The organism is Nesterenkonia suensis (genome assembly GCF_054782935.1).
The window spans coordinates 70,736-92,936 of the sequence record NZ_BAAGRN010000005.1 but is presented as its reverse complement, the minus strand read 5'-3'; the positions used below and the strand labels follow the sequence as shown (position 1 = coordinate 92,936).

General features: G+C 69.3%; 21 protein-coding genes. 8 read left to right on the top strand and 13 right to left on the bottom strand.

The annotated features are described in order from the left end of the window. Window positions 1–8 precede the first annotated feature (8 nt). Window positions 9–1,259: a glycine cleavage T C-terminal barrel domain-containing protein gene (locus tag ACYVKI_RS06900; RefSeq protein ID WP_460689607.1), complete on the bottom strand. Its 1,251-nt coding sequence runs from the start codon at window positions 1,257–1,259 to the stop codon at window positions 9–11. Window positions 1,260–1,448: 189 nt separating this feature from the next. Between ACYVKI_RS06900 and ACYVKI_RS06895 the strand changes: the two genes are divergently transcribed. Beyond that, window positions 1,449–2,198: an IclR family transcriptional regulator gene (locus ACYVKI_RS06895; protein ID WP_460689606.1), complete on the top strand. Its 750-nt coding sequence runs from the start codon at window positions 1,449–1,451 to the stop codon at window positions 2,196–2,198. Between the two features lie 125 nt (window positions 2,199–2,323). Here the strand turns inward: ACYVKI_RS06895 and ACYVKI_RS06890 are convergent, their stop codons facing one another. After that, the gene (locus tag ACYVKI_RS06890; RefSeq protein WP_460689605.1) at window positions 2,324–4,876 is read right to left on the bottom strand and encodes a GcvT family protein; all 2,553 of its coding nucleotides are present in this window, start codon (window positions 4,874–4,876) and stop codon (window positions 2,324–2,326) included. Between the two features lie 509 nt (window positions 4,877–5,385). Between ACYVKI_RS06890 and ACYVKI_RS06885 the strand changes: the two genes are divergently transcribed. Next, a complete protein-coding gene (locus tag ACYVKI_RS06885; protein ID WP_460689604.1) occupies window positions 5,386–6,003 on the top strand; it encodes a DUF47 domain-containing protein in 618 nt (205 codons plus the stop codon). Between the two features lie 10 nt (window positions 6,004–6,013). Then, entirely contained in the window at window positions 6,014–7,033 is a 1,020-nt protein-coding gene (locus ACYVKI_RS06880) for an inorganic phosphate transporter (RefSeq protein ID WP_460689603.1), read from the top strand. 66 nt (window positions 7,034–7,099) lie between these two features. Here ACYVKI_RS06880 and pstB read toward each other — a convergent pair whose 3' ends face one another. From pstB to ACYVKI_RS06860, 4 genes are all read right to left on the bottom strand, one after another. After that, complete coding sequence (gene pstB / locus ACYVKI_RS06875; RefSeq protein ID WP_460689742.1) at window positions 7,100–7,870, bottom strand: phosphate ABC transporter ATP-binding protein PstB; 771 nt, start codon at window positions 7,868–7,870, stop codon at window positions 7,100–7,102. A 132-nt stretch (window positions 7,871–8,002) separates the two neighbouring features. Then, the gene (pstA, locus tag ACYVKI_RS06870; RefSeq protein WP_460689602.1) at window positions 8,003–8,926 is read right to left on the bottom strand and encodes a phosphate ABC transporter permease PstA; all 924 of its coding nucleotides are present in this window, start codon (window positions 8,924–8,926) and stop codon (window positions 8,003–8,005) included. Then, window positions 8,923–9,879, bottom strand: a complete 957-nt coding sequence (gene pstC / locus ACYVKI_RS06865; RefSeq protein ID WP_460689601.1) for a phosphate ABC transporter permease subunit PstC — start codon at window positions 9,877–9,879, stop codon at window positions 8,923–8,925. The genes pstA and pstC overlap by 4 nt, the downstream gene beginning before the upstream one ends. A 97-nt stretch (window positions 9,880–9,976) precedes the next feature. Next, window positions 9,977–10,951, bottom strand: coding sequence for a phosphate ABC transporter substrate-binding protein PstS family protein (locus ACYVKI_RS06860; RefSeq protein WP_460689600.1), 975 nt, complete (start codon window positions 10,949–10,951; stop codon window positions 9,977–9,979). Between the two features lie 291 nt (window positions 10,952–11,242). Here ACYVKI_RS06860 and ACYVKI_RS06855 point away from each other — a divergent pair, with 291 nt between their 5' ends. Beyond that, on the top strand, window positions 11,243–11,785 hold the full coding sequence (locus ACYVKI_RS06855) for an amino-acid N-acetyltransferase (RefSeq protein WP_460689741.1): 543 nt from the start codon (window positions 11,243–11,245) through the stop codon (window positions 11,783–11,785). A gap of 9 nt (window positions 11,786–11,794) precedes the next feature. Here ACYVKI_RS06855 and ACYVKI_RS06850 read toward each other — a convergent pair whose 3' ends face one another. The 6 genes from ACYVKI_RS06850 to ACYVKI_RS06825 form a co-directional block, all read right to left on the bottom strand. After that, window positions 11,795–13,141, bottom strand: coding sequence for an FUSC family protein (locus tag ACYVKI_RS06850; RefSeq protein ID WP_460689599.1), 1,347 nt, complete (start codon window positions 13,139–13,141; stop codon window positions 11,795–11,797). A 106-nt stretch (window positions 13,142–13,247) separates the two neighbouring features. Further along, window positions 13,248–14,249 carry a YdcF family protein gene (locus tag ACYVKI_RS06845; protein WP_460689598.1) on the bottom strand — a complete coding sequence of 334 codons (1,002 nt, stop codon included), beginning with the start codon at window positions 14,247–14,249 and terminating at the stop codon, window positions 13,248–13,250. Between the two features lie 127 nt (window positions 14,250–14,376). Continuing rightward, entirely contained in the window at window positions 14,377–15,426 is a 1,050-nt protein-coding gene (locus tag ACYVKI_RS06840) for a hypothetical protein (protein ID WP_460689597.1), read from the bottom strand. A gap of 308 nt (window positions 15,427–15,734) precedes the next feature. Then, on the bottom strand, window positions 15,735–16,418 hold the full coding sequence (locus ACYVKI_RS06835; protein WP_460689596.1) for a hypothetical protein: 684 nt from the start codon (window positions 16,416–16,418) through the stop codon (window positions 15,735–15,737). Between the two features lie 93 nt (window positions 16,419–16,511). Further along, a complete protein-coding gene (locus ACYVKI_RS06830; protein ID WP_460689595.1) occupies window positions 16,512–16,736 on the bottom strand; it encodes a hypothetical protein in 225 nt (74 codons plus the stop codon). Window positions 16,737–16,743: 7 nt separating this feature from the next. Beyond that, on the bottom strand, window positions 16,744–17,142 hold the full coding sequence (locus tag ACYVKI_RS06825; protein ID WP_460689594.1) for an ArsR/SmtB family transcription factor: 399 nt from the start codon (window positions 17,140–17,142) through the stop codon (window positions 16,744–16,746). Window positions 17,143–17,486: 344 nt separating this feature from the next. On the opposite strand from ACYVKI_RS06825, the gene arsB reads away from it, so the two are divergent. The 4 genes from arsB to ACYVKI_RS06805 all read left to right on the top strand — a co-directional run bounded on the left by arsB (window position 17,487) and on the right by ACYVKI_RS06805 (window position 20,693). Then, the gene (gene arsB, locus ACYVKI_RS06820; protein WP_460689740.1) at window positions 17,487–18,605 is read left to right on the top strand and encodes an ACR3 family arsenite efflux transporter; all 1,119 of its coding nucleotides are present in this window, start codon (window positions 17,487–17,489) and stop codon (window positions 18,603–18,605) included. Continuing rightward, the gene (locus ACYVKI_RS06815) at window positions 18,602–19,018 is read left to right on the top strand and encodes an arsenate reductase ArsC (protein WP_460689593.1); all 417 of its coding nucleotides are present in this window, start codon (window positions 18,602–18,604) and stop codon (window positions 19,016–19,018) included. The genes arsB and ACYVKI_RS06815 overlap by 4 nt, the downstream gene beginning before the upstream one ends. A gap of 41 nt (window positions 19,019–19,059) precedes the next feature. After that, the gene (locus ACYVKI_RS06810; RefSeq protein WP_460689592.1) at window positions 19,060–20,022 is read left to right on the top strand and encodes an HhH-GPD family protein; all 963 of its coding nucleotides are present in this window, start codon (window positions 19,060–19,062) and stop codon (window positions 20,020–20,022) included. A gap of 173 nt (window positions 20,023–20,195) precedes the next feature. Continuing rightward, a complete protein-coding gene (locus ACYVKI_RS06805; protein ID WP_460689591.1) occupies window positions 20,196–20,693 on the top strand; it encodes an OmpA family protein in 498 nt (165 codons plus the stop codon). Between the two features lie 63 nt (window positions 20,694–20,756). On the opposite strand, the gene radA is transcribed toward ACYVKI_RS06805, so the two are convergent. Further along, a complete protein-coding gene (gene radA, locus ACYVKI_RS06800) occupies window positions 20,757–22,172 on the bottom strand; it encodes a DNA repair protein RadA (protein WP_460689590.1) in 1,416 nt (471 codons plus the stop codon). Window positions 22,173–22,201 lie beyond the last annotated feature (29 nt).

Sequence of the window (22,201 nt, the reverse complement as noted above, 5' to 3'; positions counted from 1 at the left end):
GGGGGCTCTCAGTTCTCCGTGTGCAGCTGGCCGTTTCCCGGGGCGAAGGACTGCTTCGGCGTGTCCTTCGTGGGATCGATGAAGGGCTTGGGGACGACCACGGCTGGCACCGGGCCTGCCGGGGTCTCGATCTCGAGTTCGGTGCCGATCTCGCTGAGCCCGGCGGGCACCATCGCGTAGCCGATGTTGCGCTCCAGACGCGGGGAGAAGCAGGCCGAGGTGACCTCTCCGACACGCTCTCCGCTGCGCCAGACCGGGAAGGCCTCGATCATGGAGCCGTCGTTGAAGGTCCCCAGCGGGGCTCCGCCGATGTCCACGCCGGCGAGTCTGCGGGTGACTCCCTGCTCCTTGATGCGGGTCAGGGCCGCCTTGCCGATGAAGTCGGCCTCCTGGTTCAGGTCCACCATCCAGTCATATCCCATCCCGACCTCGAAGGGGTTGGTGTCGAAGGTGATGTCGCAACCGTGGGCGAGGATCCCGGCTTCGATCCTGCGCATGTGGCATGGGCCGATGACCCTCATTCCGAACGGCTCGCCGGCCGCCCAGACCGTGTCCCAGAGTCGGACGCCGTCACGCGAGGCATTCTTCACATAGATCTCGAAGCCCAGCTCGGCGGTGTACCCGGTGCGGGAGACGATGACCTCCATGCCGTCGAGCACGTACTCCCGCAGCCGGTAGTAGCCGATGTCGAAGACGCTCTCACCGAAGATCGCGGACATGACCTGCCCGGACAGCGGCCCCTGGACCTGCACCGGGCCGACGTCGGCCTCCTCGATGGTGACGTCCATGCCGGAGCCGTGGGCCAGCCCGCGGGCCCAGAGCAGAATGTCGCTGTCCGCCAGGGAGAGCCAGAAGTGGTTCTCCCCGAGCCGCAGCAGGACGGGGTCGTTCAGGATGCCGCCGTCCTCTCCGGTGATGAAGACGTACTTGCACTGCCCGACCTCGCATTTGGAGAGGTCACGGGGGACGAGCATGTTGGTGAAGTCGAAGGCGTCGGGGCCGGTGATCTCGATCTGCCGTTCGACGCCGACGTCCCACAGTGTCACCCCGTTGAGCAGCGCCCAGTACTCGGAGACCGGATCACCGTAGTGGCGCGGGTGGTAGGTGTGGTTGTAGACGCTGTACATCGCGACGCCATGGCGGCGCGACGCCCAGAAGAAGGGGGATTTCCGGAGCCTCGGGTACAGCAGGACCCGGGGGTCCGGGATGACCGCATCAACACCGTCGGAGATGGCGAAAGTACCCTCGTTGAGAGTCATGGGAGCCTCCCTGCTGCCACATCATCGGGACACTTCCAGCATGACACTGTGTCTCGCATCACACAATAGGTTGCGTGATGCGAGACGGCAGACCTTGCCCTGGAGCCCCTCGCCCGGCATGCTCGAGACATCATGAGCACCGAGGCAGCACCCCCGAGGCAGAACGGATCCCCGACCTCTGATCCTCCGGTGAAGTCAGTTGACCGAGCGCTCACAGTCCTGAGCATCCTGGCGCGTGACGGCGAGGCCAGCCTCAGCCAGATGGCCCGGGAGCTCGGAGTGCACAAATCCACCGTGGGCCGCCTGGCCGAGGCCCTCGTGCGTCACGACCTGGTGGAGGCCCCGGACGGATCCGGCGGCTACCGACTCGGCGTCGGCTGCCTGCGTCTGGCCGGCGCGACCGCGTCCCGCCTGGATCTCAGCCTGGAGGCCCAGTCGGTGTGCGACGAGCTCTCCGCGGCCATCGGCGAGACGACCAACGTGGCCATCACCCGCGAGGGCGTGGCGATCAACGTCTGCCAGTCCGAGGCCGACAGCGCCGTCGCCATGCGCAACTGGATCGGCCAGCACACCGCGCTGCACGCCACCTCCAACGGCAAGGTCCTGCTGGCCCACCTGCCGGAGGAGGACCGGCGCGCGGTGCTCCACGCAGGCCTGCAGCCCTTCACCGCACACACCTTGATCCGCCCCGCCGAGCTGGCCGAGGAGCTGCATCGGATCCGCACCCGCGGCTGGACCTTCGCCGTGGAGGAGTTCGAGGAGGGCCTCAACGCCGTGGCCGCACCGGTCTACGACCACAGCGGCGCCGTCGTCGCCGGGATCAGCGTGGCCGGGCCCTCCTACCGCCTGCCCCCGGACCGGCTCCCTGATGTCCGCGAACCGGTCATCCGGGCCGCCGACACGCTGTCGAAGCGCCTGGGCCACTCGGGACGCCGCTGAACGCACCTGCACTCGGCGAGCCCCGCCCCGAAGTCGCACCCACTATGTGAGGTCGCACCCGCAACGTTGCGGGTGCGACCTCACATAGTGGGTGCTCCCTGGGGGTGCGGGGCTCACTCAGCCCTTCAGCTCCTCACCCGACGGTGCTCCGGATCGAAGGGGGCAGTCCGCCCCACCGTCAGCACCTCGGCCGCCAGCCGCACCCCCAGGTACTCCACCCGCAGCTCCGTGCCGACGGCCGCGTGCTCGGGCGGCAGGTAGGCCAGCATCACGTAGCGCCCCAGCGACGGCGTCGGGCCCGCGCTGGTGACGTAGCTGCGCCGACCGATGGCGTCCACCAGAGGTGAGCCGTCGACGTCGAGCACCGGCTCGTTCCCCGTGGGGAACCGCGGCTCAGCGGCCCCGGCGCCGGTGAGGGCGAGAGTGCACAGCAACGCGGCCGACTCCTGCACCCGGGCCGCCAGGTAGGCGTCCTTGCCGAGGAACTCGGCCTGCTTGACCGTCGGCAGCGCGAGCCCGGCCTCCACCGGGTCATGGTCCGGGGTGAGCTCGGCCCCGAAGAGCCGGTGCGCCTTCTCCAACCGGCCGGTGGTGCCATAGACCCCACCTCCGGCGGCGATGAGACCCTGCGGCCGCCCGACCTCCCACAGCGCGTCCCACAGGGCCAGGCCGTGCTCCACCGGCAGATGGATCTCCCAGCCGAGGTCACCCACGTAGGAGATGCGTACCATCAGCGTGGGGATCCCGGCGAGCACCACTGTCCGGGCCGTGCCGAAGCCGAACCCGTCGTCGGAGACGTCGTCCTCGGTCAACCCGGCGACGACGTCACGGGCACGCGGCCCCCAGAGCCCGATCGCGCAGGTCGCCGAGGTCAGGTCCTGGATCACCACCCGGCCGTCGTCGAGTTCAGCGGCCAGGTGGCGGCGAAACCAGGCCAGGTCGCGGGCGCCGTCGGCGGCTCCGGTGATGACGCGGAAGTGTTCCTTCCCCAGCCTCACGATGGTCAGATCGGAGCGGAAGCCGCCGCGGGCATCCAGCAGCGGAGTGTAGATGACCCGACCCACGGCACGATCCACGTTCGCCATCGCGACCCGCTGCACGCCCTCCAGGGCGGCGGGGCCGGTGATGTCGATAACGCTGAAGGCGGTGAGGTCGAACATCGCCGCCCGCTCCCGCATAGCCAGATGCTCCGCCTCGATGATCGGCGACCACCAGCGGGCGTCCCACTCGTGAACCCGGTCATCGATGTGCGCCGCGTACTCCTCCACCAGGGACGCATTGGCCGCGTACCACTGCGGCCGCTCCCAGCCGGAGACCTCGAAGAACTCCCCGCCCAGCGCCTGGGTGCGCGGATGGAAGGGGCTGGTGCGCATCGGGCGGCTGCTGGCCCACTGCTCCCGCGGGTGGACGATCCCGTAGACCTTGGGGAAGCCCTCCGCCGCGCGGGATCGGACATGACGCCGGGTCCGGGCATGCGGCGGCGTCCGGGTGACGTCGGCGGCGTGGACATCCACGTCACAGGCGCCGTCGGTCATCCACTCGGCGATCGCTCGCCCGACGCCGGGACCCTCCTTGATCCAGACCGCGGCCGTGGACCAGAGCCCGCGGACCTCGGCGGTCTCGCCCAGCAGCGGGGCGCCGTCGGCGGTGAGCGAGAGCAGTCCGTTGATGGCGTGGGTGACCTCGACGCCGTCGCGGCCGTGCTGGCCGAGCAGCTGGGGGTAGAGCTGCCGGGCGTGGGCCAGCTGCGGGGCGAAGTCCTGCGCGATGAACGGCATCTGGGTGGGCGAGGCCTGTCCGGGCGCACCCAGCGGCGGAATATCGGACGGCTCGTGGAGGATGGGGCGGTGCGCGTACGATCCGAGCTCCAGGTCCGGCCCACGCTGCCGGGCGTACATGCGGGCGTCCATGTCCCTCACCAGCGGCACTGAGATCCACTCGTCGGCGGCGGCGAGCTCCGGGATGGGACCCAGGTCCATCATCTGGTGCACTGCGGCCACCAGCGGGATGCTGGCCCCGGCCAGTGCGGCGATCTGCGGGCTCCACACGCCGCAGGCGACGACGACGTGGCCCGCCTCCACCCGGCCGCGGCTGGTCTGCACCGCACGGATGCGGCCGGGCACCCCGAGGTGGGGGCCGTCGTCGACCTCCATCCCGGTCACCTCGGTGCGGTCGGCGATCGTCAGCGCGCCGAGCTCCTCTGCCCGGGCGCGCATCAGCTCCCCGGCGCGGACGGCGTCGACGATGGCCCCGGTGGGCGTGTGGAATCCGGCCAGCAGCAGGTCCTGTCGGATCCACGGCATGTGCTCGGCGACCTGCGCCGGGCTGAGCAGTTCGGCGTCGACGCCCCAGGCGGCAGCCGAGCTCATCCTTCGGCGCAGCTCCTGGAGACGCTCCGGGGTGCGCGCCACCTCGATGCCGCCACATTCGGTGAGCACGTCGAGCGCGGCGTACTGCCTCAGCGAGTCCAGGGTGAGTTCGGTGATCTCCCGGGAGTGGTCCACCGGGAACACGAAGTTCGAGGCATGATCGGAGGAGCCGCCGGGTTCGGGCAGGGGGCCTTTGTCGACCAGCAGGATGTCCCGCCAGCCGAGTTCGGCGAGGTGTCGGACGATCGAGCTGCCGACGATTCCGGCCCCGATGACGACGACCTGTGCACGGTCAGGGATGTTCTCCATCGCTCTCACCACCATTGCCCGGCGAAGCCTGTGCCCCTGATGGTACCGCCGCGCTCCGCCGCCTGACCATGGTGGCGGAGGGACCCATGACGACACCCGCAGCAGGCTGGCACCCGCACTGGAAGCCACACCGGAAGGGTCCTCGTCCCTGCGATGAGCGGACTCTCCGCCCGGATCAGAGTTCCTGGTTGACCTCAGGAGAATCCAGGGGGACACTAGGAATGTGTCGGGCTGCAGGTAACCCCCGGGCTCCAACCTTTAGCCGCTTCGAGCGGCCACGCGCCGTGAGGCGTTCCCAGCCCGACACCCTAACGTCACACTGAACGGCGTCTCGGACGTCGTCATCAGGCCTGAACCCGCCCATGCTTCGGCATGCGGCGGGTTCAGCTGTCTGCACCGGCAGGTCCGACGACGGCGCCGGCCCGCCGCACCGCGGCCGAGCAGTTCACCTTCCCGCTATACACTCTCCACGGACACCGTTGCAGGGCAGACCAGATGAGGACCACCGGATGATCACACGACGAGGCCAGCGCCATTCGCAGGCCGTGGAGCTGCTGACCGGCATCGGTCGGGAGGTCCGCACCGGCGTGCACCTGCTCTCTCAGCTGCTCGGCATGCCGCCGGAGGACCGGCGTCCGCTGCGCGAGGAGCTGATCGGGCTGGAGGGCACCGCCATGGACCTCCATTTCAACCTGCTGACCCACATCCGCAGCGTCTTCCTCACTCCGCTGCCCCGCGAGGACATCTACGCGCTCTCCCGGCTGCTGAACCGCACCCTGGAGCACGTCGTCGCCGCCGGCGACCTGATCATCGCCCGAGAGAACCTCGTGCTCCCGCGGCAGAGCTCCGACCAGCTGGAGACCATGGGCCGCCAGGTGGACCTGACCATCGACGCCCTGGCGCGGCTGGACGACTTCGACCACCTCGAGGAGTACTGGATCCAGATCCAGCGGCTCACCAAGCAGGCCAACCGGACCCACCGCGAGTGGCTGACCTCGTCCGACAGCGCATTCCAGCCGAACATCGCCCTGCAGCAGGCCCAGATCGCCACCGCGATGCTGCAGGCGGTCGAGTCCCTGCGGAAGGTCAGCACCACCGCGGGGTCGATCATCGTGCGCGAGTCCTGAGGCCGCCCACGTGGAGATCCTGCTGCTCACCCTCATCCTCGTCGCGCTGCTGCCGAACCTGTTCGTCGCCGGCATGCATGATGTCCCCAACTCGATCGCCATCCCCACCCGCACCCGGGCCCTGACCCCGCGGATCGCCACCCGGCTGGCCGCCGGGGCCAACGCGCTCGGAGTGCTGATCACCATCCCGTTGGGCGTGCACCTGTTCTCCTGGTTCGACTTCCCGCAGATGGAGCCCCAGATGGTCCTCGGGGTGGTGCTGAGCTCGCTGATCGCCCTGTTGGGGTGGAACCTCTACACCTACTTCCGCGGGATCCCGACCTCCACCACCCACGCCCTGCTCGCCGCGCTGCTCGGCGGCGCTCTGGCCTCGATGCTTCTCGCCGGTGCCCAGTCCACCGAGGTGTTCCACCTGCCGTGGGCGGCCCCGCTGGTGGCCCTGCTGCTCTCACCGCTGGTCGCCTTCGGGCTGGCCTACCTACTGGTGTTCCTCGCCGTGCGGGTGGCCCGGGGCGCGGACCCGCACACCGTCAACGAGACCAGTCGCACAGTGCAGGCGGTGTGCGCGGGCCTGACCAGTCTGGGCACCGGACTGCAGCAGGGCCAGCGGTTCTCCTTCGTCCTGCTGCTCGCCCTGCCGGCCGCCGGCGTCGAGGATCCCGCCCTCTGGATGCCGCCAGCCTACGCGGTCTTCGCCGCGCTCATCGGGCTGGGATGCCTCACCGGTGGTTGGCGGATCGGCCACATGCTGGGCCATCGTCTGGTCACCATGGACCCGATGCGCGGCATGGTCTCCACCACGACGACGTCCTCGCTGCTGTTCGTCGGCTCACTGGCGATGACGCTGCCGCTGTCGACGTCGCTGACCGCGGCCTCCTCGGTGATCGGCGCCGGATCCAATCAGCGCTTCGCCACTGTGAACTGGCCGCAGGCCGTGCGGCTCTTCCTCTACTGGGCGGCGACCCCGCTGGTGGCCGGTGCGGCATCCGCCATGCTGCTGCTGATCATCTCGCCGCTGCTGGAGCACTGACCGCACTCCTCCGGGCTCCTCCCCCGGGACTGTGCCCCGGGACCGTGCCCGCAGTCAGCTGCCGGCTCAGCCGAACTTGCCGGAGACATAGTCCTCAGTGGACTTCTCCCGCGGGTTGTTGAAGATGGTGGAGGTGTCGGCGTACTCGACGAGCCGGCCGATGCGGTGGCCTGTACCCTCCTCCACCGCGGCAGTGAAGAACGCCGTCCAGTCGGAGATCCGCGCCGCCTGCTGCATATTGTGGGTGACGATGATCAGGGTGTACTCCTGCTTCAGGTCCGTGATCAGGTCCTCGATCGCGGCCGTCGCGATCGGGTCCAGCGCCGAGCACGGCTCGTCCAGGAGCACCACGTCAGGGGATGTCGCGATCGCCCGAGCGATGCAGAGCCGCTGCTGCTGCCCCCCGGACAGCCCGAAGGCCGACTCCCTGAGCTTGTCCTTGACCTCGTCCCACAAGGCGGCGCGGCGCAGCGACTGCTCCACCAGGTCGTCCATGGAGGAGACCTTCATCTTCGTGACCCGGGGCCCATAGGCGACGTTGTCATAGATGCTCTTCGGGAACGGGTTCGCCTTCTGGAAGACCATGCCGATCCGGCGGCGCACCTCGATGGGGTCGATCTTCGGCTGGTAGATGTCCTGACCGTGGTAGGTGACCTCCCCGTCCACCCGGGCCGAGGGGATGAGGTCGTTCATCCGGTTCAGACAGCGCAGCACCGTCGACTTCCCACAGCCCGAGGGTCCGATCAGCGCCGTGACTTCGCGCCGATGGAAGCTGATGTCGACCGAGTCCACCGCGTGGAAGTTCCCGTAGTGGACGGTGAGACCGCGCGCGGCCATCACCGGAGGGACGTGCCCTCGAGCGGTCGAGGGATCGGCGGTGTCTGTGGCGATGAAGTTCACCTGAGTCTCCTGAGATCGGGGGTGTCTGTGAGCAGCGGCGAGTCGCGAGCCGTCCGGCCGGCACCGCCCTCACCAGTCGCGGGTGTACCGGTTGCGCAGCCATACGGCCACGGAGTTCATCAGCAGCAGCACCACGATCAGCAGGATCACACCTGCTGCGGCCAGCTCACGGAACTCGGGCTGCGGCCGCGTGGCCCATTGGAAGATCTGCACCGGGATCGCGGTGTAGGCCCCGCTGAACGGTCCTTCCGGGTTGAACGTGACGAACGTCGTCGCACCGACCAGCAGCAGCGGCGCGGTCTCACCGATCGCCCGGGACATCGCCAGGATCGTGCCGGTGACCATCCCCGGCACCGCCGACGGCAGCACCTGATGCCAGATCGTCTGCCACTTCGTCGCCCCCATGCCCAGCGACGCCTGACGGATCGAGTCGGGCACCGCCTTCAGCGCCTCCCGGGAGGCCATGATGACGGTCGGAAGCACCAGCATCGCCAGGGTCAACGAGCCGGCGTAGGCCACCGGTCCCAGGGAGAAGCCCTGCCGCACCACGAAGGCGAGCCCCAGGATGCCGAAGACGATGGACGGCACTGCCGCCAGGTTCTGGATGTTCAGTTCGATGAACCGGTTCCACCAGCGCTCCCGGTCCGCGTACTCCTCCAGGTAGACCGCGGCGGAGACTCCCAACGGCACCACGGTGAACAGCACCCCCAGCATGATGATGATCGTGCCCCACAGGGCCGACTGCATCCCCGAGGTCTCCGGGGTCAGCGTCGAGGGCATCTGGGTGATGAGATTCAGGTCCAGCCGTCCGCGGCCCACCCACACCGAGTGGGCGATCAGCGCCAGCAGCGTGACGAAGGCGATCACCAGGCACAGGATCAGCAGGTACTTGAAGACGATCTCCCGCCAGACGCCGGACCGCCGCCCCATGACGATCTGCCGGGTGGTGCTGCGGGCGACGGCGGAGGCATGGGCCGTGCGTGAGTGCATCATTCGTACTTCTCCCGGAAGCGACGGACCAGCGCGATGGAGATCATGTTCATGATGAAGGTCATCAGGAACAGCAGGGCCCCCACCGCGAAGATCGTGTAGTAGACCGTGGTCCCGGTGCCGATGTCACCGGTGGCGGTGCGCCCGATGAACGCCGTCATCGGCAGCACCGACTCGTTGGGCAGCAGGGTGAGATTCGGGTTGGCGCCGGCGGCGATCAGCACCACCATCGTCTCGCCGATCGCCCGGGAGACCCCGAGCACGAAGGCGGCCACGATGCCGGACAGCGCAGCCGGCACCACGACATGGGTCGCCACCTGCATCCGTGTGCTGCCCAGGCCGTAGGCCCCTTCCCGCAGCCCCCTCGGCACCGCGGACATCGCGTCCTCCGAGATCGAGGCGACGGTCGGGATGATCATGATGCCCAGCACGATGCCGGCGGCACCGGCAGAGAAGATCCCCGGAGGGTCCCCGAGCGCGCCGGGGAGCCACGTCGGCCAGTGATCACGGAGCAACGGCGTCACGAAGGTGAACGCGAAGATGCCGTACGCCACCGTCGGCACCCCCTCGAGGACCTCGAGAGCCGGCTTGAGGACCTTCCGGGCGCGACGGCCGGCGAACTCGCTGAGGTAGATGGCCGCCCCCAGTCCGGCGGGGATCGCCACCAGCAGGGCATACATGGTCACGTTCAACGTGCCCACCACGATGTTCCACACGCCGAACGAGGGGTTCGCCAGCGCAGGCGCCCAGGTGTCGGCGGAGAAGAACTCCCCGATGCTGACCCGGCTGAAGAACTCCGGCAGCGGGCTGAACAGCGACAGGACGATACCGGCGGTGATGATCACCGAGGCCAATGCGCACAGAGCCAACCAGCCCTGGATGAGCTTCTCCCCCCAGCGCGAGGACCGACTCACCAGGATCACGCTGGGCCGATCCTCGGTGCCGATGCTGCTCACCTGTTCTCCTTCCACGTCGTCCACGGGGTGCTGCTCGCCGTCCCAGGCGGTCCGGACCCGGTCTGGTCGCCGGACCGCCCGGGACGGTGAGGTCGGATCACTCGGAGAGCGCCTCGACAGCCTCCTGGGCCTCCGCCGCCTGCTCCTCGGTGAGTGCGATCATGTTCGCCGCCTCAGCGATGGCGTCGTTGTTCTCGAAGGCGAACTGCAGGAAGTCGCGGACCTCCTGGCGCTCGACGGCGAGGTCCGAGGGGTACATGAACAGCTCACGCCCCAGCGGGTTGTAGCTGCCGTCCTGGACGGTCTCCGAGGAGGGGGCGACCAGCTCGCCGTCCTCGTTCTCGATCTCCAGGGCGCGGATCGCCTCCCCTTCCGCCTCCAGGACATAGGAGAGCGGCACGAAGGCCATCGCGTAGGGATTGCCGGAGGTTCCGGTGATCGCGGCGAAGTCGTCTTCACCGATGTCGTTGTAGTCGGCCCGGATGTTCCCCTCCTCACCGTTGATGACCTCGGTGAAGAAGTCGAACGTGCCGGAGTCCGTGCCGGGGCCGTAGAGCTCGATCGGCTCCTCCGGGTAGGAGGGGTCCAGGTCAGACCAGTTCTCGACCTCGGAGTCCTGATTCCAGATCTCGGAGAGATCGTCCGGGGAGATCCCGTCCAGCCAGTCGTTGTCCTCATGGACGATGACCGAGAGCGCATCGTTGGCGATGCCGATCTCCGCGAACTCGATGCCCGCATCGGCACAGTTCTGGGACTCGTCGTCGTTGATGTGCCGTGAGGCCTCGGAGATGTCGGTCTCTCCCCGGCAGAACATCTCGAAGCCGCCGCCGGTGCCGGAGGTCCCCACGGTCACCTGGACATCAGGGTTCTCCTGCATGAACATCTCCGCCGCGGCCTCGCCGAGCGGCGCCACCGTCGACGACCCGTCGATCGCCACCTGACCGGAGGCTCCGGCGTCGCCGGTGCCTTCATCGGCGGCTGAGGAATCGTCGGCGGCCGCGTCACAGGCGACCAGGGCCAGCGATGCCGCTGTCAGGACGGCCGTTGCGCGACCGAATCGATATGCCTTCACGTGTCTCCCTCTCACAGGTGGTCATGCCTCATGGTGGACTGTCTCTGTCCGTCGGCCGAGGACGTCACGACGACGGCGCCGCCGAGCATCGCCCGAGCCCTGAGCCACGTTAGGGACACCAGATGACGAGATCCGTCGAGACAGGTGACGACGTCGCACGAATTCGATGAACTGTCCGTGAACTGGCCTGCGCCGCGAGGACCGCCTTCCCCCGGCGCCCGGACGTAGACTGGACCGATGGACTCCAGCGACACCAGCGACTCCAGCGACTCCAGCGACTCCAGCGACGCCATGGGAACCCCCGGCGCCCCGCCGCACCGCCGGGCCCGCGGATCGTTCAGCATCCGCCCCGCGCGCACCCCGGACGTGACATCGATCGTCGAACTCGCCCGCCCACTGGTGGAACGACGAGTCCTGGTCGCCAAGGAGAAGGTCGCCTACTTCGAGTCTCTGCAGGAATTCCAGATCGCCGAATCCGACGACGGGGAGCTCATCGGCTTCGGGGCGTTGCACGTCATGTGGGAGGACCTCGCTGAAGTGCGCACTCTGGCCACCCGGGACGAATGGCGCGGCCACGGCGTCGGCTCCGCGCTGCTGCACCGCCTGCTCGACACCGCCCGCCAGATCGGCGTCAGCCGGGTGTTCTGCCTGACCTTCGAAGAGGAGTTCTTCACCCGACACGGCTTCACCGTGATGGCCAACCAGGATGCCGTGGACCCGGAAGTCTACTCCGAGCTGCTGCGCTCCCAAGATGAAGGCGTGGCCGAGTTCCTCGACCTCGCACGGGTGAAGCCCAACACCCTGGGCAACACCCGCATGATCCTGCAGCTCTGAGGCGGAGGATCAGCGGCCTCCCGGCTCGCTCTCCGGGGGGCCGTCGTCGTCCTCCTCGAAATGCTCGCGGGGCCACTCATCCTGCCGCTCGGCCTTCCGCTCCGCCCGCTCAGCCCGGCGCTCGGCGTTGACGATCCGGATGCGCCCGGTCAGCGTGTCCCGCTGACCCAGCGCAGGAAGCAGCTCCTCGGCCTCCTCATGGGTCAGCCCTGCGGCCTCCATCACGTCGACGATCATGGTGCGCAGCATCAGCACCACCGACTCACCCTCCAGGGTGTGGATCTGCAGGCGCGTGGGATGCAGCCGGGTGGCCACCGCCGAGAGCCCGTGCTGGGCCACCTCCATCCGCTGCGCCGAGGCCGGGCCCGGCTCCGAGACCGCCCGAGAGAGCAGCTGGACGGCGTCGGCGAACTCCTCCAGCAGTGAGGACAGGCTCTCCGTGGCCTCATCGGTCAAGGACGCGTGGTCCACCATCGACACCGCCCGTCGGGTGATCACCCGCATGGAGCGCACCGCCAGGTCCATCTTCTCGGCCAACCGCCCCATCCGCCGCACATAGTGCCGATGCCGACGGTAGGCCGGCGAATACCGAGTCAGCTCCTCCGCGGAGGAGACCGCCGCGAGGGCGTCGTCGAGCTGGGACTGGATGCCCCGGCAGCGGATCAGCGCATGCCAGGCCTCCCGGGACTCCGAGGTGCGGATCGCCGTCGCCGTCTCCCGCAGCGCCCGCGTGAGGTCATCCACCACCCGGCGCAGCTCACGGATCGGCTCCCGGCGCGGGTCCTTCGGGGTCAACAGCGCGATCAGCATGGCCACCGTGCCCCCGAGGACGGCGTCCGCGCTGCGCGAGAACGGCCCCAGCAGGCCGCTCTCCGGGGCGGGGATCAGCACCACCAGCAGCGCCTGCAGGCCCATCTGCATCGCCAGCAGCGACGAGTTGTCCAACAGCCGGGCCAGCATGATCGAGATGAACAGCACGAACGAGGCCGTCAGCAGACCGGCGCCGAAGACATGCAGCACCATGTCCCCGATGAAGATGCCCAGCGTGCACCCCAGGGCGACCTCCACCACTTTGCGCAGCCGAGGCTCCTTGGTGAAACCCAGGGCGATCAGCGCGGCGACCGCGGCGAAGAGCGGCCCGTCATGGCCCAGCAGAGTCTCGGCGAGCGCGAAGGCGCCGACGCCGGCCACGGTCATCTGCAGGGCCGGAACCACGGAACGTCCCGCCCGCAGGCCTCCGGAGCGCGCCCGGTCGGTCGTGACCCGGCGGGCGGTGCGGACCATGTGCCGCAGGTACGCGAACAGGCCCGTCCGGCTGCTGCCGGCGGGGTCCGGGACATCCGAGGCTGTGCTCACCCTTCGAGTCTAGGTGCTGCACGCCAGGTCATCAGCGCAGATGTGGCCACCGCCATGCCAGGCCGGAGCGGCCGGCGGTGAGGACAGCAGGCGGGGACTGTTCGGATCAGCCCGCGGCCAGCGCCGACGCGAGCACGAGCCCGGCGAAGGCCAGGAACGGCAGGAACAGCACCACGTGCAGGAACAAGTGCCCCCGCATCACGGCGATGAACTCGCGTAGGAAGGCGCTGGGCACGTAGTAGCGGGCCGTCGTCGCGCCGGTGACCTCAGCACGGAGCCCCGCCTTGCGGGCCAGCAGCGCCGCACGCAGCACGTGGTAGTTGTTGGTGACCGCCAGCAGCGGGCCCGAACGGCCGGCGTCGTCCTGGATCTGCTGGGCGAACCGCAGGTTCTGTGCCGTGTTCACCGCCCGGTTCTCCGGAATGACGTCCTCGGCGGCCGCCCCCTGGGCGAGCAGATACTCGGCCATCGCCTCGCCCTCGGGGCGGGACTCGTCCGGTCCCTGTCCTCCGGAGGGGATGAGCAGCGGCTTCTGCTCGGACTGCCCGTAGATCTCCAGGGCACGGTCCAGGCGGTCCTTCAGCAGCGGCGGCACCTCGCCATCGATCAGCCGCGAGCCGAGGATCACGACGGCGTCCGGATGGTCCCGGTGGTTCATGTGCCCGTAGGCCACCGCATAGCTGAGGAAGATCACGAAGGCCACGCTCAAATACCCGGTGGACAGGAACAGCAGCACCGCGACGGTCGCCAGATATGGGTCCCCCGTGCCGACCAGCAGCACCGCGATCACCGGCAGCGCCGGGATCGCCAGCCCGGCGAACAGCGAGAGCATGTTGCCCACACGTCGACCTTCGCGGCGCAGCATGGTGATCCCGTTGGCGATGAGGAACCAGCACAGCACCAGCACGCTGAGCGGCAGCAGCAGCACCAGCGCGAGGTTGACCAGGCCGAAGCCCGGCACCACGCGGGAGAAGATCTCCAAGAGGCCGAGCAGCCCACAGCCGAGCGCCGCGACCAGGAACACCCCGTTGCGCAGCATGCGCCGGTCCCGGTTACGGAAGTACACGTAGAGAGCCCCGAAGACGGCGGCCAGGATCAGCAGGAACACGGGCATCAGCCTAGCTGTTGTGGGGCCGAGCAGACCTGGGGGACAACTGCACCACAGAATCACGTCTGCACAGCCAGATCTCGTGGTGCAGACGTGATCTCGGGAGGCAGGACGCACCGACCAGCGATCACCGGGCACGAGGCACTCCGGCCTGCAGCAGCTTCCGACGGAGCCGCTCGGGCCGCAGGATGTCCTCCCAGATGATCCGGACGACGACCAGCCCCAGCGCTCGAAGCCCGTCCTCGCGGTGTTTCTCCGCCTCGAGGGCCTCCACCGGGCCCACTCCGCTGAGCTCGTGGGACCTCCGGTACTTGACCATCCCGTCGAACTCCGCGACGACGCCCTCCCAGGCGAAGTCCACACGGACGCGCCGCCCATCGGGCAGGATGCACTCACGCTGCAGCTCCGGGGATTGGAAGCCCAGTTCCCGGATCAGGGCTCGTACCGCGGACTCTCCCGGGGACTCGGCGGCAGGGTCGGCGAACTCCACGGCCTGAGCCCACCGTCCCCTCCGTCGGCGCGTGCGCAGATAGAGTTCCCACTCCACGAAGTCGTCGAGGACGAGGGTCCGCCCGGACGTGATCCGACCGGCCAGCACGGCGTCCAGGATCACCGCCGCCTCGACCAGGGAGGACTCCGCCACGGTGTCCAGAACGGCGAAGGCAAGCGGCTCGACATCGACCCGCTCGGGAACTCCCCGCAGCCACGGATGCACCACGAAGCCCAGGGAGTCCTGGGGCACCGTGTACTCCCCTGTCCGGATCCTGAGCTGCAGCTCCTCGCGACCGACTCCTTCGGGCAAGGCAGCCCCGAGGCGACGGAGGGGGATCGGCTGCAGGTCACGGTCGCTGAGCGGTCTGCCCAGGGCAGCGGACGGAGTCTGGTGGTCCGCCAGCAGGCGAGCGACGACGACGGCGTCGGCTGTCCCGGTGAGCGGACCCGCCCTGCGGCTCCCCACACGCCCACGACGGGTTTCCCGGGTCGTGATCTCTCCCGGAGTGCGGAGCAGCGGGACACCCCATAGGGCGAGCGCCGAGCTGCGACAGAAGAGCGGTGAGGCTGCGGCCGCCGTCGCACCGAGAGCCATAAGATGCCGCTCCCACGGCGGGGCGTTGAGCCACCGCCCCGGCTCGATGTATACGCCATGGGCCAGGCGCAGCATCTCGCCACGACGCACCGCCGTCGACCACCTGTTGCTCCGATGGGCCCGCTCCTGATCGGGCAGGTCCCCGACGCAGTGCAATCGCACGGGATCGCGTGGCTCGGATCTGACAGCGTGAGTGACCATGCCCACCACTCTGGCCGATTCCGGGTGTCGGTGCGGCCGAGTCCGGGGACCCTGTGGAAAACGCCGGTCTGCACACCCACATCATGTCTGCACAGTCAGATCTCGTGGGGCAGACGTGATACCGAGGTGCAGAACGGACAGGGCGGGCCGGGTCGACGAGCGGTGGCGCCGTAGCACGGGGCCGACGGGGACCGCCCTCACTGCAGGATGAACCGATGCGGCTCGGACGTGATCCCGCCGATGCTCACCGTCAGCTCGTAGGTGCCCGGCTCAAGCTCTGCGGGCTCCGTGCAGCTCTCCGAAGAGTCCGAACGGGGCCAGGTCAGCTGCGCCCGCTCCTGCTGCCCAGGCTCCATCGTCAGCTCATAGGAGTCCCCGCCGTCGCCGCACTGCGCGGTGGTGAAGATCTCACGCCCCCCATGGGAGACGACGAACTCCTGCTCGGCGGTGCCGACGTCGAGCATGCACTCCTCCCCGCCGGCGTTCTCCACCGTGAGGATCAGCATCGGCGCCACTGTGCTGCCATAGCTGGTGTCATCGGTGTCGGCGATCACCCGGATGTCACCGGGGGCGCAGGAACCCTCAGAGCCCTCCGACTCGTCCTCCCCATCGCCCGCCGCGTCGTCCGTGTCGGCGCCATCAGTCTCGGCGCCTCCGGCCTCACCGGACTCACCGGACTCACCGGACTCACCGCCACCGTCGGTCTGCTGCGCGTCGGGGCTGTCGGGGTCGTCGTCGACGAGCAGCGCGAAGATCGACGCCCCGGCCCACCAGAGACCCACCAGCACGATCACTGCGAACGCACCGACCACCAGCCGACGACGCCGATACACCGCGGCGGACTGACGCCTGGGCATGCGTCGGGGACCGGGGGAAGCCATGCGCACCAGGGTATCCCCGGAGCCTGGACACCGGCGGCCCGCATCACCCCGACCCGGATGTGATCTTCACCTGTCGGCCGGAGGGTCAGGCAGTCAGCCGCTCGACGAGCTCCTGCCCGCGGCGGCGGATGTCGTCACGGACCAGCTCCATGCGTTCGCGGCCCTCGATGCCGCGCAGGCTGGGCTCGTCGGTCTTCTCTTCACCAGCACGCCGTCGGGCTGCGGCACCTGCGCCTCGGCGCCGAGGACCACCACATGCCCGGCACGGCGCATCATGTCCTCGGTGGGCGGCGTGGGAGTCTCGCCGGTGATGTCCACGCCGAGGTCATGCGGACTGCTGGAGAGGGGTCGGGCGCGGTGGGACGATCTCATGACCGACGGCGTGGGCGGTGCTCTCCAGCGCCCCGTCGACGACGGCGTAGTAGGACCAGACGCCACGCTTCTCCCGCGTGAGGAGGCCGGCGTCGACCAGGATCTTCAGATGGTGGGAGACCGTGGGCTGGCCCAGGTCCAGCGGGCCGGTGAGGTCGCAGACGCAGGCTTCCCCGCGGGCGTCGGCGGCGATGAGCGAGAGCAGGGTCAGGCGGTTCGGGTCGGCGAGGGCCTTGAGCTTCGCGGAGATCTCGACGGCGGCCTCGGCGTCGAGCGCAGGCACGCCAGGCTGGGGAGTGCAGCAGCTCGACGTCTCGCCGTCGGTCTGGCCCGACGTGAGGGAGAGAGTCATGGGTCCTCCGACTGATGGGGCGACGGCCGGTTCGACCGCGCCGTCTGATGGCATGGACGCTCCGTGCCATCCATGAGCGATGACATCACCACGCAGCGGCCTCACCTCGCAGTGCTCACCTCGCAGTGACATTGACATTCGTCGATACCTCTGACGACACTCGGCACATCGATGGTTGTCGATGCCGTCGTCGCACCCTCTGCAGCGCACCCTTCCCGGATGCGCCGCTGTCGTCAGGAAACATCCTCCCCACAGAGCTCAGGAGCACCGTGTCACAGAGCACCACCTCGGCACCCACCTCATCAGCCCCACCGGACGCCTCCGGCGTCGTCGCCAAGCTCTCGATGTTGGACCGGTTCCTTCCGGTGTGGATCATCGCCGCTATGGCGGTCGGTCTCGGCCTGGGCGCGGTCGCCCCCGGCTTCGGCGAGGCGCTGGAATCGTTCAAGGTCGCCGGAGTCTCCCTGCCCATCGCCCTGGGTCTGCTGATCATGATGTACCCGGTGCTGGCGAAGGTCCGCTACGACGAGACGGCGAAGGTCATCGGCGACCGGAAGCTGATCATCACCTCACTGCTGATCAACTGGTTGCTCGCCCCGGCGTTCATGTTCGCCCTCGCCTGGATCTTCCTCCCGGATCTGCCGGAGTACCGGACCGGGCTGATCATCGTGGGGCTGGCCCGCTGCATCGCCATGGTGCTGATCTGGAACGACCTCGCCTGCGGGGACCGTGAGGCCGCCGCTGTGCTGGTGGCCATCAACTCGGTGTTCCAGGTGGTCATGTTCGGAGTGCTCGGCTGGTTCTACCTGCAGCTGCTGCCCAGCTGGCTCGGGCTGCCCACCACCAGCGCCGAGTTCTCGGTGGTGGCGATCACCGTCTCCGTGCTGGTGTTCCTGGGCATTCCTCTGGTGGCCGGGTACCTGACCCGCACCCTCGGCGAGCGCGCCCGCGGGCGCGACTGGTACGAGGAGACGGTCCTGCCGCGCCTCGGTCCCTGGGCCCTGTACGGCCTGCTGTTCACCATCGTGGTGCTCTTCGCCCTGCAGGGCGACCAGGTGCTGAGCAGCCCGCTGGACGTGGCCCGGATCGCGCTGCCGCTGACCATCTACTTCCTGGTGACCTTCGCGGCCTCCATGCTGATCGGTTGGCTCCTGAAGATGGGTTACGAGCGCTCCACCACCCTATCCTTCACTGCGGCGGGCAACAACTTCGAGCTGGCCATCGCCGTGTCCATCGCCACCTTCGGCGCCACCAGCGGCCAGGCGCTGGCCGGGATCGTCGGCCCGCTCATCGAGGTGCCCATCCTCGTGGCCCTGGTCTATGTGGCCCTGTGGGCGCGCCGCTGGTTCACGACGTCGACGCCGGCGGCCGCCGCCGTACCCGAGACGCCGCGGCCCGCCGAGCCGGCGGCCCGCACCGCCACTGCCACCCCTGCCGAGACTCCGGAGAGGATCCGCCGATGACCCGCGAGAACCACAAGCCCACCGTCCTGTTCGTCTGCGTGCACAATGCCGGCCGCTCCCAGATGGCCGCCGGATTCCTGCGGGAGATCGCCGGCGACGACGTCGTCGTCCGCTCCGGCGGCACCCAGCCCCGCGAGGCGGTGAACCCGGTGGCGGTGGAGGCGATGGCCGAGGTCGGCATCGACATCTCCGACCAGGTGCCCCACCAGCTCTCCGCCTCCACCGTCCAGGAGTCGGACGTGGTGGTCACCATGGGCTGCGGGGACGACTGCCCGTTCTATCCGGGCAAGCGGTACGAGGACTGGCAGCTGGACGACCCGGCCGGTCAGGGCATCGAGACGGTGCGGGCGATCCGGGATGACATCCGGACCCGCGTGGAGGAGCTGGTGGCCTCGCTGCGCACCCCGGCCTGAGGTCGCGTCGACCCGTGCCGTTCGTCCGTAGAATCGCAGGGATGTCTGAGACCACTCTGCCTGATGACGCGGCCCTCGCCGACGCTCCGATCCCGCCGGCGCCGGAGGACGTGCACACCCGGGTGATCGAGTGGTTCGCCGGGTCCGCCCGGGACTTGCCGTGGCGTCGCCCGGAGTGCACCCCGTGGGGTGTGCTGGTCAGCGAGATCATGCTGCAGCAGACCCCCGTCGTCAGGGTGCTGCCACGCTGGGACGATTGGATGCACCGCTGGCCGACGCCGAACGCCTGTGCGGCGGCCCCGCAGTCGGAGATCCTCACGGTCTGGGACCGGCTGGGGTACCCCCGTCGGGCGCTGCGCCTCCAGGCTGCGGCGGAGGCGATCGTCGAGCGGCACGACGGCGAGGTCCCGGCGGACCCGGAGGCGCTGCGCGCCCTGCCGGGAATCGGAGAGTACACGGCCGCCGCGGTGGCCTGCTTCGCCTTCGGGATCCCGGAAGTCGTGGTGGACACCAACATCCGTCGGGCGCATGCCCGCATCTTCACCGGCGTCGCCTTGCCCGGACAGACCTACACGGCTGCCCAGCGGCGGCTCGCCCGAGATCTGATGCCCGCCACGGATGACGACGGCGGGCGCCGCGCCTGCGCCTGGAACGCCGCCACCATGGAGTTGGGCGCGCTGATCTGCACCGCTCGCTCCCCGCAGTGCGCGATCTGCCCGGTGGCCGACCTGTGCGCGTGGCGGTCGGCCGGCTCCCCGCCGCCGACCGAGGAGCAGAAGACCCGCGGCCAGGCCTGGGCGGGCACAGACCGGCAGGTGCGCGGGGCGATCATGGCGGTGCTGCGCCGCGGCGAGCCGGTGGAGGCTGAAGCCCTGTTGGCCGGGTTGGCGCTTCCCGAGGCCGCAGACGACCAGCGCCGCCGCTGCCTGGACTCGCTGGTGCGGGACGGCCTGGCGGGGCGGCGCGGCGACGTCGTCGCACTGCCGGGAGTGCTGGGCGGCTGAGTGTCGCCGCGGCGCCGTCAGCTGCATGTCCTCCAGCCTGCCCGGCCGCTCCCGCCTCCGTTGTAGTCCTCCGACGTGCCGGGTTACGCTGGCGATTCAGCTCGCCGAGGGAGGGGCGAGCCGCGGCGCCTTCGGCTCCGCGCATCGCACTCGACCTGAGGATAGGGACCTGGATGAGGCACGACCATCGCTGGCAACGTCGAGGACCGGTGGCCGGACTCGCCACCGTACTTGCTCTCAGTGGCTGTGGCATCTTCGCACCGGAAGAAACGGTCGACGAACAGGACTTCGAGGATTCTGTCAGCACGGCGGAGGACGGTTCGATCGTCCTCGAGTCGGACATCCTCTTCAGCGCCAACAGCTGGGAGCTGCCGCGAGGTGCTGACGTGCTCATCGCGGAGCTGGCGGAGGCAGTGCCGGAGGGCGCCGAGGTGCATATCATCGGCCACACAGATTCGCGGCCGATTCGCCAGAGCGATGAAGACCTCACCAATGAGGAGCTCTCAGAGAGGCGCGCGCAGTCGGTGGCCGACGCCCTGAGTTCGGAACGTGATGATCTCCTGTTGACGATCGAGGGACGGGCCGACACGGATCCGGCAGTGGAAGAGGACCCCACCGAGCCGAGCACGTACGCCGAGAATCGTCGCGTGGAGATCCGTTTCGAGGACTGATCAGTGTCGGCTGCCGGGCATGACGCGCGTCGCCCGGCAGCTCTGGCAATACGCCGCAGGACCTCAGTTCTGCGAAGCCTGCGCGGAGCCGCCGTCGAACAGCAGCGCCATCGCCTCCGGCAGCGAGCCGATCTCCTTCACCGTCATCCCCTCGGGGATGTCGCTCGTCGACGCCCCGCGGGGCACGATCGCGTGGGTGAACCCGAGCCGCTGGGCCTCCTGCAGACGGCGCTGCAACCCGGGCACCTGACGCACCTCCCCGGCCAGTCCGACCTCCCCGAAGGCGAGGAACCGGTTGGGCAGCGGCTTCTCCAGGGCGGCGGAGGCCACGGCGAGCGCGATGGAGAGGTCCGCCGCCGGCTCGGTGATCTTCACCCCGCCGACAGTGGCCACATAGGTCTCCGACTTGAACAGGGTGGCCAGCCGAGCGCGCCGCTGCAGCACCGCCAGCAGCATGGACACCCGGGGTGAGTCCAGCCCGGAGACGGCACGTCGCGGCTGCGAAGCGGGGGACTCAGCCACCAGGGCCTGCACCTCGGCGGTCAGCGGGCGCCGACCCTCCAAGGTGATGGTGATGCACGTCCCCGGGACCCGGTCGGTCATCGCGGAGACGAACAGTCCGGACGGGTCGGCCAGGGAGGTCAGCCCGCCCTCGGTGAGGTCGAAGCAGCCGACGTCGTCGGTGGGGCCGTAGCGGTTCTTCACCGCGCGCAGCAGGCGCAGCCGCGAATGGCGGTCGCCTTCGAACTGGCAGACCACGTCCACCAGGTGCTCGAGCATCCGGGGACCGGCGATGGCGCCGTCCTTGGTCACGTGGCCGACCAGGATGGTGGTCATGTTCCGCCGTTTGGCGGCCTCGATCATCGAGGCGGTGACCTCACGGATCTGGGTCACCCCACCGGCGGCTCCCTCCACCTCTGCCGACGACAGGGTCTGCACCGAGTCCATGATGGTCAGCTGCGGGGAGCTCTGGTCGATCTGCCCCAGCGCCTGCCCCAGGTCCGACTCCGCGGCCAGATACAGCCCGTCCGACATGGCGTCGATGCGTTCGGCGCGCTTCTTCACCTGCGCGGCGGACTCCTCGCCGGTCAGGTACAGCACCGGCTGGTCCGGGTGGGCCTGCGCGACGGCGGAGGCCACCTGCAGCAACAGCGTGGACTTCCCGACGCCGGGCTCCCCGGCCATCAGGATCACCGCCCCGGGCACCAGCCCGCCGCCGAGCACACGGTCCAGCTCGCCGATGCCGGAGGCGCGGAACTCGGCCACCGAGGCGTCGACGTCGCCGATGGCCTTCGCTGGGGCGGCCAGATTCGAGGCGGCAGTGGTCCGCGCGGTGACCTGCCCCTTCTCCTCCACCGTGCCCCAGGACTGGCATTCCGGGCAGCGTCCGACCCACTTGACCGTCTGCCATCCGCATTCGGAGCATTCGAAGGTAGGGGCGTTCTTCCCCTTGCTGCGACTGGTGGTGCGGGTGGCCATGGGGACCACCGTACCGCGGGCCGCTGACA

Bases quoted from the DNA above. Each gene is read 5' to 3' on its own strand.
- ACYVKI_RS06885 (WP_460689604.1), top strand. From the start codon at position 5,386: ATGATCACACGACGAGGCCAGCGCCATTCGCAGGCCGTGGAGCTGCTG.
- ACYVKI_RS06900 (WP_460689607.1), bottom strand. From the start codon at position 1,259: ATGACTCTCAACGAGGGTACTTTCGCCATCTCCGACGGTGTTGATGCG.
- arsB (WP_460689740.1), top strand. From the start codon at position 17,487: ATGTTGGACCGGTTCCTTCCGGTGTGGATCATCGCCGCTATGGCGGTC.
- ACYVKI_RS06890 (WP_460689605.1), bottom strand. From the start codon at position 4,876: ATGGAGAACATCCCTGACCGTGCACAGGTCGTCGTCATCGGGGCCGGA.
- ACYVKI_RS06835 (WP_460689596.1), bottom strand. From the start codon at position 16,418: ATGGCTTCCCCCGGTCCCCGACGCATGCCCAGGCGTCAGTCCGCCGCG.
- ACYVKI_RS06815 (WP_460689593.1), top strand. From the start codon at position 18,602: ATGACCCGCGAGAACCACAAGCCCACCGTCCTGTTCGTCTGCGTGCAC.
- pstA (WP_460689602.1), bottom strand. From the start codon at position 8,926: ATGATGCACTCACGCACGGCCCATGCCTCCGCCGTCGCCCGCAGCACC.
- pstB (WP_460689742.1), bottom strand. From the start codon at position 7,870: ATGGCCGCGCGCGGTCTCACCGTCCACTACGGGAACTTCCACGCGGTG.
- ACYVKI_RS06855 (WP_460689741.1), top strand. From the start codon at position 11,243: ATGGGAACCCCCGGCGCCCCGCCGCACCGCCGGGCCCGCGGATCGTTC.
- ACYVKI_RS06805 (WP_460689591.1), top strand. From the start codon at position 20,196: ATGAGGCACGACCATCGCTGGCAACGTCGAGGACCGGTGGCCGGACTC.
- ACYVKI_RS06810 (WP_460689592.1), top strand. From the start codon at position 19,060: ATGTCTGAGACCACTCTGCCTGATGACGCGGCCCTCGCCGACGCTCCG.
- ACYVKI_RS06825 (WP_460689594.1), bottom strand. From the start codon at position 17,142: ATGACTCTCTCCCTCACGTCGGGCCAGACCGACGGCGAGACGTCGAGC.
- radA (WP_460689590.1), bottom strand. From the start codon at position 22,172: ATGGCCACCCGCACCACCAGTCGCAGCAAGGGGAAGAACGCCCCTACC.